General features: G+C 56.5%; 21 protein-coding genes and 1 tRNA gene. 3 read left to right on the top strand and 19 right to left on the bottom strand.

Annotated elements, in window-relative coordinates:
• Positions 1–3: 3 nt before the first annotated feature.
• The 3 genes from sctS to sctU are packed head-to-tail and all read left to right on the top strand — an operon-like array spanning position 4 to position 2,160.
• Positions 4–267 carry a type III secretion system export apparatus subunit SctS gene (gene sctS / locus TU82_RS25010; protein ID WP_057725901.1) on the top strand — a complete coding sequence of 88 codons (264 nt, stop codon included), beginning with the start codon at positions 4–6 and terminating at the stop codon, positions 265–267.
• A 10-nt stretch (positions 268–277) separates the two neighbouring features.
• Positions 278–1,066: a type III secretion system export apparatus subunit SctT gene (gene sctT / locus TU82_RS25005; protein WP_057725900.1), complete on the top strand. Its 789-nt coding sequence runs from the start codon at positions 278–280 to the stop codon at positions 1,064–1,066.
• Complete coding sequence (gene sctU, locus TU82_RS25000; protein WP_057725899.1) at positions 1,063–2,160, top strand: type III secretion system export apparatus subunit SctU; 1,098 nt, start codon at positions 1,063–1,065, stop codon at positions 2,158–2,160. Before sctT ends, sctU begins: the two co-directional genes overlap by 4 nt.
• Here the strand turns inward: sctU and TU82_RS24995 are convergent, their stop codons facing one another.
• The 19 genes from TU82_RS24995 to TU82_RS24910 all read right to left on the bottom strand — a co-directional run bounded on the left by TU82_RS24995 (position 2,161) and on the right by TU82_RS24910 (position 16,509).
• On the bottom strand, positions 2,161–2,532 hold the full coding sequence (locus TU82_RS24995; RefSeq protein ID WP_057725898.1) for a hypothetical protein: 372 nt from the start codon (positions 2,530–2,532) through the stop codon (positions 2,161–2,163).
• Complete coding sequence (gene hrpT, locus TU82_RS28960) at positions 2,529–2,732, bottom strand: HrpT family type III secretion system protein (RefSeq protein WP_082632091.1); 204 nt, start codon at positions 2,730–2,732, stop codon at positions 2,529–2,531. The genes TU82_RS24995 and hrpT overlap by 4 nt, the downstream gene beginning before the upstream one ends.
• A complete protein-coding gene (gene sctC, locus TU82_RS24990; protein WP_057725897.1) occupies positions 2,729–4,861 on the bottom strand; it encodes a type III secretion system outer membrane ring subunit SctC in 2,133 nt (710 codons plus the stop codon). Before sctC ends, hrpT begins: the two co-directional genes overlap by 4 nt.
• 13 nt (positions 4,862–4,874) lie before the next feature.
• The gene (locus TU82_RS24985; protein ID WP_057725896.1) at positions 4,875–5,267 is read right to left on the bottom strand and encodes a hypothetical protein; all 393 of its coding nucleotides are present in this window, start codon (positions 5,265–5,267) and stop codon (positions 4,875–4,877) included.
• Position 5,268: 1 nt separating this feature from the next.
• Entirely contained in the window at positions 5,269–5,487 is a 219-nt protein-coding gene (locus tag TU82_RS24980) for a hypothetical protein (protein ID WP_057725895.1), read from the bottom strand.
• A 2-nt stretch (positions 5,488–5,489) separates the two neighbouring features.
• Positions 5,490–6,113, bottom strand: a complete 624-nt coding sequence (gene sctL, locus TU82_RS24975) for a type III secretion system stator protein SctL (RefSeq protein ID WP_057725894.1) — start codon at positions 6,111–6,113, stop codon at positions 5,490–5,492.
• Positions 6,114–6,124: 11 nt separating this feature from the next.
• Positions 6,125–6,670, bottom strand: coding sequence for a type III secretion protein (locus TU82_RS24970; RefSeq protein WP_072024096.1), 546 nt, complete (start codon positions 6,668–6,670; stop codon positions 6,125–6,127).
• Positions 6,671–6,683: 13 nt separating this feature from the next.
• Positions 6,684–7,484: a type III secretion system inner membrane ring lipoprotein SctJ gene (gene sctJ / locus TU82_RS24965; RefSeq protein WP_057725892.1), complete on the bottom strand. Its 801-nt coding sequence runs from the start codon at positions 7,482–7,484 to the stop codon at positions 6,684–6,686.
• 5 nt (positions 7,485–7,489) lie between these two features.
• The gene (locus TU82_RS24960; protein WP_057725891.1) at positions 7,490–7,858 is read right to left on the bottom strand and encodes an EscI/YscI/HrpB family type III secretion system inner rod protein; all 369 of its coding nucleotides are present in this window, start codon (positions 7,856–7,858) and stop codon (positions 7,490–7,492) included.
• Positions 7,859–7,972: 114 nt separating this feature from the next.
• Positions 7,973–8,170, bottom strand: a complete 198-nt coding sequence (locus TU82_RS24955; protein WP_057725890.1) for a hypothetical protein — start codon at positions 8,168–8,170, stop codon at positions 7,973–7,975.
• Between the two features lie 174 nt (positions 8,171–8,344).
• Positions 8,345–9,283 carry a sigma 54-interacting transcriptional regulator gene (locus tag TU82_RS24950; protein WP_057725889.1) on the bottom strand — a complete coding sequence of 313 codons (939 nt, stop codon included), beginning with the start codon at positions 9,281–9,283 and terminating at the stop codon, positions 8,345–8,347.
• Between the two features lie 313 nt (positions 9,284–9,596).
• Positions 9,597–10,697: a redox-regulated ATPase YchF gene (gene ychF, locus TU82_RS24945; protein ID WP_057725888.1), complete on the bottom strand. Its 1,101-nt coding sequence runs from the start codon at positions 10,695–10,697 to the stop codon at positions 9,597–9,599.
• A gap of 21 nt (positions 10,698–10,718) precedes the next feature.
• Positions 10,719–11,303: an aminoacyl-tRNA hydrolase gene (gene pth, locus TU82_RS24940; protein ID WP_003188350.1), complete on the bottom strand. Its 585-nt coding sequence runs from the start codon at positions 11,301–11,303 to the stop codon at positions 10,719–10,721.
• Positions 11,304–11,470: 167 nt separating this feature from the next.
• On the bottom strand, positions 11,471–12,073 hold the full coding sequence (locus tag TU82_RS24935; protein WP_057725887.1) for a 50S ribosomal protein L25/general stress protein Ctc: 603 nt from the start codon (positions 12,071–12,073) through the stop codon (positions 11,471–11,473).
• Positions 12,074–12,209: 136 nt separating this feature from the next.
• Positions 12,210–13,151 (bottom strand): ribose-phosphate pyrophosphokinase, encoded by a 942-nt coding sequence (locus TU82_RS24930; protein WP_003208392.1) that lies wholly within the window; start codon positions 13,149–13,151, stop codon positions 12,210–12,212.
• 46 nt (positions 13,152–13,197) lie between these two features.
• A tRNA-Gln gene (locus TU82_RS24925) sits at positions 13,198–13,272 on the bottom strand.
• A gap of 37 nt (positions 13,273–13,309) precedes the next feature.
• Positions 13,310–14,113: a 4-(cytidine 5'-diphospho)-2-C-methyl-D-erythritol kinase gene (ispE, locus tag TU82_RS24920; protein ID WP_231982815.1), complete on the bottom strand. Its 804-nt coding sequence runs from the start codon at positions 14,111–14,113 to the stop codon at positions 13,310–13,312.
• Between the two features lie 49 nt (positions 14,114–14,162).
• A complete protein-coding gene (gene lolB / locus TU82_RS24915) occupies positions 14,163–14,780 on the bottom strand; it encodes a lipoprotein insertase outer membrane protein LolB (protein ID WP_057725885.1) in 618 nt (205 codons plus the stop codon).
• Positions 14,781–14,784: 4 nt separating this feature from the next.
• Entirely contained in the window at positions 14,785–16,509 is a 1,725-nt protein-coding gene (locus tag TU82_RS24910) for a tetratricopeptide repeat protein (protein WP_057725884.1), read from the bottom strand.
• Between the last annotated feature and the right edge of the window lie 74 nt (positions 16,510–16,583).

Raw genomic sequence — 16,583 nt, 5'->3', positions numbered from 1 at the left:
ACTATGGAACCGATCGTATTGTTCAAGCAGGGCATGCTGCTGGTGGTGGTCTTGACGGCGCCGCCGCTGATCGTGGCTGTGGTGGTGGGGGTGCTGACCTCGTTGGTGCAAGCGCTGATGCAGGTACAGGACCAGACGTTACCGTTTGGTATCAAGCTGGTAGCGGTGGGTGTCACGTTGATCATGACGGGGCGCTGGATTGGCGTGGAGTTGATTCAACTGATCAACCTGACATTCGACATGATCGGCCGCTCGGCCCTCCAGTAAGGTTACGCCTGTGCTGCTGTATCTTGAATTCTTGCCGAGTCTGATCATCGCCATGGCGCGCATTTATCCCTGTGCTTTTCTGGTCGCGGCATTCAGTTTTCAACATATTCGAGGCATGCCCCGGCATACGATCGTGATGGTCATGGCGTTGATCCCCGCGCCAGGCATCCATGCCGCGTTGGAGGGCCTGGATTATTCGGGGCTCATGCTTGCAGGCCTGGCGCTCAAAGAGCTGGCCCTTGGGGTGTTGCTGGGCGTATTGCTGTCCATGCCGTTCTGGATGTTCGAGTCGGTGGGAGCGCTGCTGGATAACCAGCGAGGCGCATTGGCCGGAGGTCAGCTCAACCCATCCCTGGGGCCGGACGCGACGCCTGTCGGGCACCTGCTCAAGCATTTGGCGATTTTTCTGTTGATGGTCACGCTGGGGCTGGGTGCATTGACCCAGGTGATCTGGGACAGTTACCTGATCTGGCCGCCGACGGTGTGGTTTCCGCTGCCGGGGCCCAACGGGTTCAGCGTGTTTATCGCCCTGCTCGGGGATACGTTCACGCATATGATGCTCTATGCCGCTCCGTTCATCGCCGTGCTGCTATTGATTGAGTTCGGCATCGCGCTACTGGGGGTCTACAGTCAGCAATTGCAGGTGAGTACGCTGGCTCCGCCGCTCAAGAGCCTGGCGGGTATTGGTATTCTTTTGCTGTATTTTGCGTTGCTGCAGGACTTGATGGTCGGGCGTATGAACTTGCTGGGTGATCTCAAGCATTCCCTCGGACTGTTGTTCAAGGTGGCGATGCCATGAGTGACTCGGGGGAGAAAAAACACCCCGCCTCGGCCAAAAAACTGCGTGATCAGCGCAAGAAAGGCCAGGTTTCCCAAAGCCAGGATGTGAGCAAGTTGCTGGTGCTGACCGCCATCAGCGAAATCGCACTGTATACCGCGCAACGCAGCTTGCAACGGTTTGAGCAAATGATGGTGTTGCCGATTTCACGCATCAATCAGCCTTTTGTGCGAGCGCTGGAAGAGGTGCTGTTCGACGGGCTGGTGGTTTTTTTATCGTTCGCGCTGTTGATGGTCGGGGTTGCGATTGCCACTAAACTGATCAGCAGTTGGATGCAAATCGGGTTCCTGTTCGCTCCGGACGCGCTCAAGCTCGATTTCAATCGGATCAACCCCATGAGCCAACTCAAGCAGATGTTCTCCGCGCAGTCGGTGATGAACCTGTTGATGAGCGTGGCCAAGGCCTTTCTCCTGGGGCTGATTGTGTATCTGGTGGTCTGGCCTTCTCTGGATGCTCTGATTAATCTGGCGAACAGCGATCTGCAAAGTTACCTGCTGGCGCTGATTGCGCTGTTCCGCCATCTGCTGCATGCCTGTCTCGGATTGCTGCTGGTGTTGGCACTGACCGACCTGACAATGCAAAAGTATTTTTTTGCCAAGCGCATGCGCATGACCCAGGTCGAGGTCACCAAGGAATACAAAGATATGGAGGGCGACCCCCATGTCAAAGGCCAGCGCCGCTCGCTGGCCTATCAATTGGCCCAGGAAGAACCCAAGGTCAAGTTGCCCAAGCTGGAAGAGTCGGACATGTTGGTGGTCAACCCGACCCACTTTGCCGTCGCCTTGTATTACCGTCGCGGCAAGACGCCGTTGCCGCAGTTGGTGGCCAAGGGCACGGACGCGCAGGCGCGTAGACTCATCGACCGTGCCAAGGCCGCTGAGGTGCCGGTCATCCAGTGCGTCTGGCTGGCCCGCACACTTTACGAGAAAAGACTCGGGGCGCCGATTCCTCGCGAGACGTTGCAGGCCGTGGCATTGATCTACCGTACCTTGCGTGAGCTGGACGATGAGGCCAAACGTGAAACCCTCACCTTGCCGGAGCTGGAGCAGCGTTGATCAGCGTTTAACCGAGACATCCAGAGCGTGCAAGTTGGCCAGAGACAGCATTCGGCTGAGGATTGTGTCCAGCACCTGGGGCTGGGCGGGCAGGGCGTGCCAGATAACCAGTGCGCCCTGTTTGTCCAGATAGATGTAACAGCCGTCAAACGCCAGCGCCTGTTCAAAACGACGCTCCAATACGCGTTCCAACTGGCCCGATTGCAGGGCCATGTTCTCGATGTGTAACGCCACCCCCTTGTGTGTGCCGGCATCGCACGAACGCAATGTGATGCCCGCGCACAGTTGCTGGTAAGCGGGGCGGTCGCTCACCAGGTCGTCGAGGAGTATCTGGCGCTTCAGGTGACCGTCTGCCGCTGCCTTCACGCTCATCGTTCCAGAGAGATCGTTTGATAGTCCGAGCGTTCGCCGGCGGGCCCGGGTTCGACGCGCATCTGGGGTGGCCACCAGACCACCATCTTGTCCTTGGTCGATTGCGGGCGTGAGCAGGAGTCGCCTTTGCAAGTAGGTGTGCAACCTGTGACAAGCAATACGATGCCCAGCAAAGTGGCGTACAACAGTGTGTGGTTCATGGTGAGATCGTCCGCGTTGGGGTGAGCAGGGAAGGGCGTGGCTCGCTCAGATGTTCATCCTTGATGACCGGACGCATGGCGATAAACACTTCAGCTTCTTCGCCAGGCTTGAGCCAGGCGCGTGGCCAGACGGTGACCGCCAGCGTCTGCGAATTGCTGCATTCTTTTTCGTCGATGCGAACATTGCGCTTGAACTGATTGCGCAGCACCACCACCGCCACGTTGTATTGCGGCCCTGCGTACCACTGGCTGCGTTCGGTATTCAATGCCAGCAAGTCGCGGGTGATGCACAGAGTATCCAGTCCCAGGGGCATCGGCTCGGCTTTGAAGCTTTTGGGCACTTCGCCACTGACCAGATGCGCCAGGGTGCTGGTGATGTCGCTGCGGTTGATCACTGGCTGATGGGGGGCGTAGCGGCGGGCCAAGGGTTTGAGCGCGGCCTGCAACTCGACTTGATCGTCCTGAGGCAAATAGCGCGAAGGGTCGGACTGATCGCCGATCACGCGCGGGGTCAGAATGAACAGCCGCTCACGTCGGTTGTTCTGTCGTTCGGTCGAGGAGAACAGCGCCTTGCCCAGCAAGGGTATGTTCCCCAGCACAGGGATTTTGTTTTGTTTGTCGGTGCTTTCAGTGACGTGGAACCCACCCACTACCAGCGAGCGTTTCTCTGCCATCACCGCTTGAGTGCTGACCTTGCCTCGGCGCACATCCGGGCCGATACGTTCAGGGTTGGATTCGTCGAAGTTACCGTCTTCAATGTCTATCGCCAGGTTGATCTGGTGGCTGCCCCGACTGGTAATCACCCGGGGAACCACTTGGAAACTGGTACCCACGGTGATGGGCAGGATCGTCGCGTTTTCAGTGCCGGCAGTCAGGTATTGGGTGCGGTTGAAGTCGATGATTGCCGGCTGGTTTTCCAGGGTCAGCACCGAAGGGTTGGATACCATGGTGGCCAGCCCGCGGGATTCCAGCGCCCGGATATCGGCAAAGAAGCGATCACGGCTGCCGATCGATAATTGCGACGCGGTACCAGGGGCCATGTTGACGCCGCCTCGGAAGCGGCTGTTCTGAAAGCCCCACTTGATACCGAATTCGTTTAACTGTGTGCGCTCGATATCGAGAATGATCGCGTCGATTTCCACCAGCTTGCGCGCGACATCGAGTTGGCTGATCAACTCGCGATACATCGCTTGTCGCTCCGGCAAGTCGTAAATCAAAACCGCGTTGTTGCGCACATCCGCCTCAACGCGGATCCGGCTGTTGCCCACTGGCGCCCGAGGCGTAATCGACATGCCGGGATCCGGGGGCGCAGGTGGGTTGAGCATTTGCCCCAGCAGTGGGTTACTCAGGCGCGGGAAACTCGGTGTCACAGGTGCGGGCTGGGACTGGGATGCGGACCGTTGAGCGAGGCCGGAAAGCGTTGAGGCGGAACGCGGTTCCAATAGGCCGCGCAACATACTGGCGACGCCAGGGATGACGATTTTCTCGCTGCGGTACTCTATCTGGCGGTCTGCGGCATTGGCGAATTTCAGCGGGAACGTCAGCACGCTCTGTTTTTCGTCCGCAGGACGACGCTGGCTGCTGAATTGCTTGATCTGTTCGATGTAGCTTTTGGGACCGGAAACCAGAACGATGCCGTCTTCCGGCAACTCACCCCAGCCGAAACGACTGTCGAGCAGGCCGATATCCGTCAGCGCCTGCTTGAGGTCGGAAACGGTTTCGGACGAGACCTCCAGGCGTGCGGATTCCTGTTGATCGAGCGTGCTGATGTACAGGGTGTTGTTGTACATGTACCACTGGAAGCGGTGTTCGACGCCAAGCCTGTCCAGCAGCGACTGCGGTGTATTCGCGCGGATCTTGCCATTGACGTCGCCTTCCAGCAGACCCTCGATCTGAAGGCGCGTGCCAAAGGTCTGGGCGAAGTCTTCGAGCACTTCGCGCAGCGGCTTGTGTTCGGCTTCATAGGCGTAGGCGGTGTTTCTCCATTCAGATGGAATGGCGCCCAGCGAGTTTTCCACTGGAGCCAGCAGGCAGGAAAGCAGGAGCATGCTGTACCAGGAAGCTCGTCTGGTTGGCGCGCCAGGCAAATCCTGGCGTGAGTTGCGGCGCTTGTGGTTCTTGTTATACATAGAGAGTCTCTGGTTAATACGGCAGTGGGCGTAGCGAGGTGGGTCTGAGAGGCTGGGCCGGGCGGGCCAGGCGCGCGAACGTGGCACGCCATATGTCGCGTTGGTTGAGCAAGGTTTCAAGACACGCGAGCACGTGCGCCTCTGTCATTCCATCGCGCAGGGTTTGAATGAGCCAAAGTTCGCCACTGTCGGCTTTTCGAACCAATGCACCCTGGAACAAATTCAAGCTGGCGGCGCCCAGGCGCAGCCAACTTAACAATGTCGGGTTATCTGAAGGTAACGACGTCAGCTGGGCCGCAATCAAAATGAAGGCGTCCTGGCGGTTCAGCGTGATTTCGTCGTCACCTTCCACTAACGTGAGTTGTTGTTCGTGACGGTTTAACCAGTCACGGATAAGAGCGTCCATTCTATTGAAAGCTTTCGATAGCTGTTTTCAAAGACTGGTGCTCGATCCGCAGGTTCTCGGTAAAGAGCGCGTTGGTCACGGTCATCTGCTTTGTCAGGCTGTAAAATAGCTCGGCATCTTGCTCGCCTTGCATTTCCTCGATAGGGAATGAGTCATAACTTTTATAGGCGGAGTCGGCATTTCTCAATGCTTGATGAGAGAGGCTCTTCGGTGTGCTCATACTTATTCCCCTTGTGGCCGTTGTTCGGCGTGTGAGTCCTTTGGATGCATGGCTTCGCCGCGCTCAAGAAAAGAGGTGAGCAGAGCGTTCCAGCTGATATGGAAGTCTCCCTCATCTGTTTTCAAGACCAGTGTTTGCGGCGGTATTTTTTCGTCAGCCTGAACTTTCCAAACAGTAACTTTCTGATAGGCAAAGTGTTGTTTTATCTCATTCATATCATGAGGGTGGCAGAGCAGAGTAGCGCTGACCTCTGGTACTTGGATCGCCAGCAATTGTTTAAGAAGGGTGACCAGCCTGGCCGGTGCCGCCGTTTCATCAAGCAGACGACGAATAGCCTCATTGGTAATTGCACTGGCGTATTGTTCGAGCTTATCGCACATGGACTGACGGTCACGCTCCCATCGCTTAAGTTGGGCATCCGCGAATTGCCAGATTTCCAGCGACGCCCTTTCGCGTAGCGCTTCGCATTTTTCTTCCGTCAGGCTCAATAGTTGCTCAGCCTGTCCATTGGCGTTCTTCAAAAGCAACTCGGCCTGCTTCCAGTTGGCAAGTTCTTCCCTGGGAATAACGCTGCGTGGGAGCCCAGGCACGTCTTTGAATAGATCAATGGTATATCGGCATAACATGATTGATTTCCTTACCTGTTCAAGCCAGAAGCTGTCGGTTCACCTGGCGATGACGTGACGCGCCAGACCACCGCTTGCCAGAGCGTATCCAATCGGCTGCTCGCGTTCTCAAGGCATAGATGTCTCTTTTCAACTTCACTCGTGCGTTCACGAGAGAAGCGCAATCTGATGCGCTGCCAGATGGCGGGTTCGAGCCAGCTATGAAGTAGTCGCAACGGATCGTCCTCGGGCGACAGCATGGCGGGGGGCAGCGCCTTGGAAAGACGTAGGCACCACAGTTGATGACGGTCACTCAAATGCGCAGCCGCCTCAGGGTTAAAGGTGTCGTGAACCAGCGTCAAGGCAAGGTCGAGTTGTTCATTTGAGGAGAGGGCCATGCGCAGCACGGTGGGTTGGGGAGCCGGGGGTAAACAGGCTGCCACACCCATAAGGTCGACCGGCACCCGACGTCCGCGCTGATAAAGCGTCTCAATTTTAGCGTTCTGGCCTTTCCAGTCTTCATGGGCATACTTCCAGGGAAAAGCCCACCATTGAACCCAGGCCAAATGGTCACTCATTGAGCAGTCAGTGCTAAACGTCATGAGCCGTGCCGCTCAATGCGTTGGCTGCAGAGGGTTCAGGCGCGAAGCGCTGACGTCGACGGTATAAAAACAGCGTAATGCCAATAGCGGCGATCACACCGAGGAGTAAAATGGTCATGCTGTTTCGCCATAAACCAAGATCCTCATCGGGCACCAGGAAAGGGCCAAAATACACCAGGCGTTGTTGCTCCTCATAAGCGGCAGCGGGGACGAATATCACGGTGAGTTTTTGTGGGTTGTCGATGGCTGTGGCCATGCCCGGGATGCTGCTCGCGACCATCCGCCGAACGCGCGCGCTGACGTTATCGGGATCCAGGCGCGGATCATGTTTTATGAACACTGAAGCAGAGGCGGGTTGGACCGGCTCACCGGGCGCAATGCGTTCCGGCAATACCACATGTACTCGGGCAACAATGACACCGTCAATATTGGATAGCGTGGCCTCAAGTTCCTGCGACAACGCATAGATGTAGCGCGCTCGCTCTTCCAAGGGGGTAGAAATAACGCCTTCTTTACGAAACGTATCACCCAACGTGGTTCTGGCGACTCTGGGCAGGCCGGCGGCCTCCAACGTGCGCACCGCGCGTCCGATGTCGCGGGTGTTTATCGTTACAGTGACGCCATCTTTAGCCGGGACCTTTTGTGCGCGAATATGCTTGTCTGCCAATTCAGCGATGACCTCGTTAGCCTCTTGTTCAGAGAGTTGACGATGAAGTTCAACACGATCGCTGCAGCCGCTCAGCATAAGTGCAACAATCAAGAGCAGTGCAATAGACAGAAAGTTTTTCATGGTGACTATTGCAAGTTGGATATTTTTTCAATGCCTTGAGTTGTCTTGGCAAGGCACTTTACCAACAGTTGTGACGTCAACTGAATATTGGATAACATACTTGGGAATTTCCTGAATTTCTCGATGTCCAGCTCTTGGTTGGCGGACCTCAATAAAGTTGTCATGCGTTTTTTCGCATCCTTCAACGGAGCGACAGCCTCTGCCATTGCGGGAGAGATGTAAGTTCCACCGGTGAACGCGCTCGCCGTGGAGGCAGGTTCTAGCAATGAGGTAAAGAAACAGGCATCCCCATTGCACGTCGATGCGGCTCGTGTAGAGTCGTCGGAATCGAAATCTGTGTTTTTTTCGGAGGGCACACGGGAGGTTATTTGCATGGGATACTCATTGAGTTAACGGTTGTACATCATGTCTGGATGGGATCAGCACAACTACCCGTTGAGTCGAGGTGGTTACCTCTCGGGCCGATAGGCCGGAGAGGTAAGTAGTTCTTATTGGAAACCTTTTGCAGCCTGGTTGATACCAGATATCAATTTGGCTTCGAGTTGCTTCTTGGTGGTGTAGTCGTTGATTTTTTCCCCTTGGTCGAAGTTGTTTTCTGCCTGGCCCGCGCCGCCTGCACCAGAGGAGCCAGTGGCTTGGTTGCTGTAATATGGATTCGCCGAAGGGTAGTTTCCAATTGCGTTCATAGGACTGCTCCAACTATTGGTTATTAAAAATAGACTGCCATTGTGAAGTTGAAAGGTTGCTCAGGTTTCCTTACAAATTGACCTTGGCATTGAATATGTGGCGTGTAAGTGCCGGGCGTTCCATAGAACATGAAATTACAGGTTTCTAAATATTTCTATGGCGGCAAGCTTCGCTCATGAACGCAGTGCTTGATTCAGCGATATCTCAAGCTGTTTAATCCGGTAATATAACGTGCGCTTGGCAACCCCCAGCTCGACCGCAACCTTGTCTACGCAATGCCGGTGCCGGCGCAACGACTCCTCAATCATTGATTTTTCAATTTGCTGCATGCGTGCCTTCAGATCGGTCTGGGTATCACTGCCGCTGTTCGTGGAGCCTGAAAGAGGCGGCAAGCCTAGAACGAAGCGTTTGGCCGTAGACCTTAACTCGCGGACATTTCCGCGCCAGGGGTGGCACAGCAGTTGTTGCAGTAACGCTTCTGAGGGCGCTGGCGCGATGCATTTGAAGTGCTTTGCTTCTTGTTGGATCATTTTCAGGAACAAGGGGATGATGCGTTCACGTTGATCGCGAAGTGCAGGAAGTTGGATGTTGACGACACTCAGACGAAAATACAGATCGCGCCTGAAAGCCCCTTGATCGACCATGTCATATAGCGAGTGCTGGGCGGAGGCGATAACACGCATGTCCACCGGAATAAATCGCGTCGAGCCCAGGCGCTCCACCCCACGCCCCTCCAGCACCCGCAGCAGCTTGGCCTGCAGGCTTAACGGCATACTGTCGATCTCGTCCAGGTACAGGGTACCCATATGGGCGGCTTCGACAGAGCCTGCCCGCGATTGTACCGCCCCGGTATAGGCGCCACTGTTGACCCCGAACAGCTGGCTTTCCGCCAGGCTTTCGGGGATGGCGGCGCAGTTCAAAGCGACGAAGTTGCCTCGTCGTCCCGACAGTCGATGGATTCGTTGTGCCAACGTATCCTTGCCGGTGCCGGTTTCTCCCAGCAGTAAAATGTCAATGTCGAGAGGGGCAGTGCTGCTCAGCATATTGTTAATGTCAGGGTCTTCAACAAGTGAAATGTCCGTTTCGTTTTCCATAGAGTCGAAGGCCGACATTCAATGATTACTCCATTATCATTATTGCGTCATTGCTGAAAGGCGCTGTAGAGGCTCACTCAGTAAACCGGAGTGTATAGGGCTTGTCATCAAGATTTAACGTAGTTAAGAGCCAAATTAACGTAGGACAAGTTTCGTTATAGAGGGGCGGAGTCTTATTCAGTAGTAAATGATTTTATAAAATAGGATTTTTCTGAATATGCTCTGGATTAGATTTAATAGTGTCATCTTAAAGATGGGCGAACAGGCGCGCACAAAAAAGCCGATGCATTGCATCGGCTTTTCTATTTTCGGGAATAAACGCAGGCAACGATTACACGTTGAAACGGAAGTGCATCACATCACCATCTTTTACAATATATTCCTTACCTTCCAAACGCCACTTACCGGCTTCCTTGGCACCGGCCTCACCCTTGTACTGGATAAAGTCGTTGTAAGCGATCACCTCGGCACGGATAAAGCCTTTCTCAAAATCGGTGTGGATCACACCCGCGGCCTGTGGTGCGGTGGCGCCGACCTTGACGGTCCACGCACGCACTTCTTCTACACCGGCGGTGAAATAGGTCTGCAGGTGCAGCATTTCGTAACCGGCGCGGATCACGCGATTCAGGCCAGGCTCTTCCAGGCCCAGTGCCTCGAGGAACATGTCTTTTTCTTCGCCATCGTCCAGCTCGGCGATTTCCGCTTCGATCTTGTTGCATACCGGCACAACGATCGCACCTTCTTCGTCGGCGATGGCTTTGACCACATCCAGCAGCGGATTGTTTTCGAAGCCGTCTTCAGCAACGTTGGCGATGTACATCACTGGCTTGGTGGTCAGCAGGTGGAAGCCCTTGATCACCGCTTTTTCGTCGGTGCTCATGTTCTTCATCAAGCTGCGCGCAGGCTTGCCTTCGGTGAAGTGAGCGATCAACTGCTCCAGCAGGCCCTTCTGGACCACTGCATCCTTGTCACCGCCCTTGGCGTTACGCGCGACTTTCTGCAGTTGCTTTTCGCAGCTGTCGAGGTCGGCGAAGATCAGTTCCAGGTCGATAATTTCGATGTCGCGCTTGGGGTCGACGCTGTTGGAGACGTGGATCACGTTCTCGTCTTCAAAGCAGCGGACTACGTGGGCGATGGCATCGGTCTCACGGATGTTGGCGAGGAACTTGTTGCCCAGGCCTTCACCTTTCGAGGCACCGGCGACCAGGCCGGCGATATCGACGAATTCCATGGTGGTCGGCAGGATACGCTTGGGGTTGACGATGGCCGCCAACGCCGCCAGGCGCGGGTCAGGCATGGCCACGATACCGCTGTTGGGTTCGATGGTGCAGAAGGGAAAGTTTTCCGCCGCAATACCGGACTTGGTCAGGGCGTTGAACAGGGTGGATTTGCCGACGTTGGGCAGGCCGACGATGCCGCAATTGAATCCCATGGTGTTTCCCCTCGGTAAAAGTCAGGCCTTCTGGCTGTGCAGGTTTTTCATCGCACGGTTCCATTCACCGGCGAAGATATCCGGCAGCACGCCGAGGGCAAAATCGATGCTGGCATCGAGTTTTTCCTGTTCGGCGCGTGGCGCACGACCCAGGACGAAATTTGAAACCATACTGGCAACGCCTGGGTGGCCAATGCCGAGCCGCAGACGGTAGAAATTATTCTGATTACCCAGCTGCGCGATGATGTCGCGCAGGCCATTGTGCCCGCCATGCCCGCCGCCCAACTTGAGTTTGGCAACGCCGGGTGGCAGGTCCAGTTCGTCATGGGCCACCAGGATTTCTTCGGGCTTGATCCGGAAGAACCCCGCAAGCGCCGCGACAGCCTGGCCGCTGCGGTTCATGTAGGTGGTGGGAATCAGCAGACGAACATCCTGACCCTGGTGCGAGAAACGCCCGGTCAGGCCAAAATATTTGCGATCGGCCACAAGGTTGATGCCTTGGGCGTGGGCGATACGCTCAACAAAAAGGGCCCCCGCGTTATGCCGGGTCTGTTCGTATTCGGCGCCTGGATTTCCCAGGCCAACGATCAGTTTGATGGCAGTCACGACAGGGGCCCTTCCTTTGGAGTTGTGGATAACATCGCCTGACTTGAGTGCGGCGAAAGTGGACAACATTACATCATTTACTCAAGAGTAAACGCCGCGTTATCGCCCGCTTTCTCGCTACGTTTCGGTCCGCGATGTTTCCTCAAGCTCCTTCGTTACAGAGCGTATTACTCTGCAGCGGGTTCGCCAGCTTCATCTTCAGCTACAACACGTGGCGCGTGGACGTTGGCAACTGCCTTGTCGTCGTTGTGAGCCAGTGCAACGAACTCAACGCCTTTAGGGGCCTTGAGGTCGGACAGGTGAATGATGGTGCCGATTTCAGCGTTCGACAGGTCGACTTCGATGAACTCAGGCAGGTCTTTCGGCAAGCAGGTCACTTCGATCTCGGTGGTGGTGTGGGAAACAACACCGCCTTTCTTGACCGGCGCTTCTTCACCGACAAAGTGCACAGGCACGATAGCGGTCAGTTTCTGGCCGGCTACAACGCGAACGAAGTCAGCGTGCATGATGAACTGCTTGGAAGGGTGACGCTGCATCGCTTTAACGATCACGTTCTGCTTGGCGCCATCGACGTTCAGTTCGATAACGTGGCTGTAGGCCGCTTCGTTTTCGAACAGCTTGGCGATTTCCTTGGCCAGAATGGTCACGGATTCAGCAGGCTTGTTACCACCGTAGACAACGGCTGGGATGTTGGCGGCGTGACGCAGGCGGCGGCTCGCACCTTTCCCCAGGTCAGTACGCGCTTGGGCGTTCAGGGTAAAATCGTTCATGTTGTATCTCCAAAATAGCCATCATCGAGGGGCGTTTGCGACCAGCGCCGAACTCGATATGGGCAAAAAAGCCCCGCCCCAGCGGAATGCTGGGGCGGGGCGCTTTTCGTCAGTGGATGGTCCGCAGGTCTGACCCTTAGCGGAACATCGCGCTGATCGATTCTTCGTTGCTGATGCGGCGAACCGCTTCGGCAACTACCGGTGCGATATCCAGTTGACGGATACGCGAACAGGCTTGAGCTGCAGCGGACAACGGGATGGTGTTGGTCACCACCAGTTCGTCCAGCATGGAGTTCTCGATGTTTTCGATCGCTCGGCCCGACAGCACAGGGTGCGTGCAGTAGGCGAAGACTTTTGCGGCACCGTGCTCTTTCAAGGCTTTCGCCGCGTGGCACAGGGTGCCGGCGGTGTCGACCATGTCATCAACCAGAATACAGGTACGCCCTTCGACATCACCGATGATATGCATCACTTCAGAGTGATTGGCTTTCTCGCGGCGTTTGTCGATGATACCGAGGTCCACGCCCAGGGATTTGGCGACAGCCCGTGCACGCACGACGCCACCAATGTCCGGGGACACGATCATCAGGTTTTCAAAGCGCTGGTCTTCGATGTCATCCACCAGAACGGGGGAGCCGTAGATGTTATCTACCGGAATATCGAAGAATCCCTGGATCTGGTCAGCGTGCAGGTCAACCGTGAGCACACGGTCGATACCTACCACGGTCAGCATGTCAGCAACGACTTTCGCGCTGATGGCCACACGTGCGGAGCGCGGACGGCGATCCTGACGGGCATAACCAAAGTAAGGGATTACAGCTGTGATTCGAGTCGCTGAGGAGCGGCGGAAGGCATCAGCCATCACGACGAGTTCCATCAGGTTATCGTTGGTCGGAGCGCAGGTCGGCTGGATAATGAAGACGTCTTTACCGCGGACATTTTCATTGATCTCGGCTGTAATTTCGCCGTCGGAGAATTTACCGACAGAGATGTCACCGAGAGGGATATGCAGCTGACGTACGACACGTCGAGCCAGATCGGGGTTGGCATTCCCCGTAAAGACCATCATCTTGGACACGCGCAGTACCTAGAGGCTGAGGGTAACCTGGATGAGTATTAGAAAATGGCAGGGGCGGCTGGATTCGAACCAACGCATGGCAGGATCAAAACCTGCTGCCTTACCGCTTGGCGACGCCCCTGTATCTGTTGCAACGAGTGCCTAACACTCGATTCCTTTTAGAGCAGATTTTGCAGCTTGCGATGCAACATCGAAACGTTGCTTCCTTTCGCTACAAACCCTGTAAGGGTCTCTGTAAGAAGGGCCGAGACTTTATCAGCTTCAGCTTTGCTTGGGAAGCCCCCAAACACACAACTTCCAGTTCCGGTTAATTTTGCTTCGGTAAATTTACCTAACAAATTCAAAGCGTTACGTACCTCTGGATAACGCCTTGCTACAACCGGTAAGCAGTCATTTCGACTGTTTCCCTTGGGAACGGGGCGCACTTTAATGGGAGAAGAGTTACGTGTCAACAACGGATCTGAAAAAATTTCTGCTGTACTTACAGATACTTGCGGCACAAGCACAAGATACCACGGCTCCTCGGGGTCTACAGGGGTCAGTTTCTCCCCCACACCCTCAGCAAATGCGGCATGCCCACGCACGAAAACCGGGACGTCGGCACCGAGTGTGAGGCCCAGCGCGGCCAGGCGATCCTGGTCCCAGCCCAGTTGCCACAAGTGGTTGAGCCCGAGCAATGTAGTGGCGGCATTTGAGCTGCCGCCACCGATGCCGCCGCCCATGGGCAGGATTTTATCGATCCAGATATCGATGCCGAGCGGGCAGCCGGATTGCTGCTGAAGGTTTTTCGCGGCCTTCACGATCAGGTTGCTGTCGTGGGGCACGCCTGCGAATTCGGTGTGCAGCTTGATCACGCCATCGTCACGTACGGCGAAGGTCAGTTCATCGCCGTAGTCGAGAAACTGAAACAGCGTCTGCAGTTCGTGGTAGCCGTCTTCACGACGGCCCAGGATGTGCAGCATCAGATTGAGTTTGGCGGGGGAGGGCAGCGTGAGTTTTGCGACAGTCACGTTATTGCCCCAATTTACGCGGTTGCCAGTCCTTGATCACCAGTGTGATGTCCAGGTCAGTGCCGTGCAGCTTGATGCGCTCGGGCAGCCAGTAACCGTTCTGTTGCACGTAGCTCAGGTACTCCACCTGCCAGCCATCCTGTTCCAGGGAGGCCAGGCGGCTGTCACCGTTGAGGCTCAAGCGGCTTTTGCTATCGGGCGCCGGCAGGCCGCGCACCCACCACACCAGGTGCGAGACCGGCAGTTTCCAACCGATCTGCTGCTCCAGCAGTTCTTCCGGGGAGCTCGCTTCGTAGCGACCCTGGTTGGCCACTTCAAGGCTCACTTGCCCCGGTCGGCCGGTCAGGCGAGCCGCACCGCGACCCAGCGGGCCGGAGAGGCGAATATCGTAATAATCCTGGCGTTGCAGCCAGAATAGAGTGCCGCTGCCGGAGTCTTTCGGCGCGCGCACCCCGACCTTGCCTTCGATCTGCCAGCCGTCGATGCTGCCGAGCTGGTCTTTGTGCTGTTGCCATTGGGCCGGGTTGCCCTGGCCTTCAACGGATTCGCGGGAGCCAAAACCCGCGCAGCCGGCGAGCAGGGCGATGAAACTGAAAACGATAACGTGGCGCAAGAACATAAGCTTATAGGGTCTCGGATCCGGTCAGGCGCTTGATGGTGCCGCGCAGGATGGGGCTTTCGGGTTGTTCCTTGAGGAATTTTTCCCAGATTTGTCGCGCTTCGCGTTGCTTGCCATTGGCCCACAGCACTTCGCCCAGGTGTGCGGCGACTTCGTGGTCGGGAAAGCGCTCCAGGGCCTGGCGCAGCAGGCGTTCGGCTTCATCCAGATTGCCCAGTCGGTAATTCACCCAGCCCAGGCTGTCGAGCACGGCCGGGTCTTCCGGGTTGAGCTTGTGGGCCTGTTCGATCAGCACCTTGGCTTCGGCATAACGCGTGGTGCGGTCGGACAAGGTGTAGCCCAGGGCGTTGAGGGCCATGGCATTGTCCGGATCACGCTTGATGATCAGGCGCAGGTCTTTTTCCATCTGCGCCAGGTCATTGCGCTTTTCCGCCTGCATGGCGCGGGTGTAGAGCAGGTTGAGGTCGTCGGGGTATTGCAGCAACGCTTGTTGCAACAATTTCCATGCGCGTTCGCCCTGGTTGTTGGCCGACAGGGTCTCGGCCTGGATCAGGTACAGCTGGATCGCGTAGTCCGGCTCGGCATCGCGGGCCGCGGCCAGGCGTTTCTCCGCTTCGTCGGTACGACCATTGCTCATCAGGATATCGGCCTGGCGCAACTGGGCCGGCAGGTAGTCGTTGCCCGGGCCGACCTGGGCGTATTCAAGCAGGGCCGCCTGCGGGTCGTTGCGCTCTTCAGCGATGCGGCCGAGGTTCAGGTGCGCCGAATCCACATGGCTTTCGCGCGCCACCAGCTCTTGCAGATAGCCCTTGGCCTCGTCCCAGGCCTTGGCTTCCAGGCACACCAGCGCGAGGGAATAGCGCAGCTCGTCGTCGTCCGGGTATTGCTGGACCAGGTTGGCGAACTGCACCTTGGCGTCTTCCATGCGGTCCTGCTCAACCAGCATCCGCGCGTAAGTCAGGCGCAGGCGCTTGTCGTCCGGGTATTTCTTGATACTTTTTTCCAGCAGCGGAATCGCTTCCTTGCCGCGGTTGAGGTTTTGCAACAGGCGTGCGCGCAGCAGGATCGGTGCGATCTCGCCTTCTTCCGGCGGGTTCTGCTCCAGCAGCTTCAGGGCGGCGTCGGCTTCATCGTCCTGCTGCAGCAGCAAGGCTTTGCCGAAAATCAGCTGGCTGTTTTTCGGGTGCTTTTGCAGCAGGCGGTCGAAACTCTTCATCAGGCCATTGCGTGTGTCCTGGTCGGTATCGGCAGCCGACAATGCAAGAAAGTCGAAATGCGTGTCGCCCTTGCCCTGCAAGACTTTTTCCATATACACCATGGAATCGTCATAGCGCCCGGCGCGTGCCAGCTGCACGGCGGCCGCACGTTGAGCTTCCAGGTCGTCCGGAGCATTTTTCGCCCAGATCAGCGAGGCGTCCAGCGCGGCCTGGTCTGCGCCCAGGTATTCGGCGATGCGAAACGCCCGCTCCGAAATGCCGGGGTCCTGGGTATTGATGGCCTGGGTGACGTAGTTGTCCAGGGCAATATCGAAGCGATTGCGCTGGCCGGCCAGTTCTGCGGTCAGCAGGCTGTAGACCGTTTCTTCGCTGAACGAGGAATAAACCTTGGGCTTTTCAGGGACGGGGGTGCTGTCTTCTACCGGCTGTGCAGCGTCCGGCGACACGGGTGCCATGGCCTGGCAGCCGCTGAGGAAGACAAAAGCAAGGAGCAACGCGGAAGATCTATTCATATAGGAAGAGGACGACTAACCTGCGGTCGGATCATCATGACACAAGCCTTCGGCCAAACATAACCGGGGCACCC

The organism is Pseudomonas orientalis, assembly GCF_001439815.1.
GTDB lineage: Bacteria > Pseudomonadota > Gammaproteobacteria > Pseudomonadales > Pseudomonadaceae > Aquipseudomonas > Aquipseudomonas orientalis.
The sequence above is the reverse complement of the archived record's forward strand: the minus strand, read 5'-3'. Positions and strand labels throughout refer to the sequence as shown.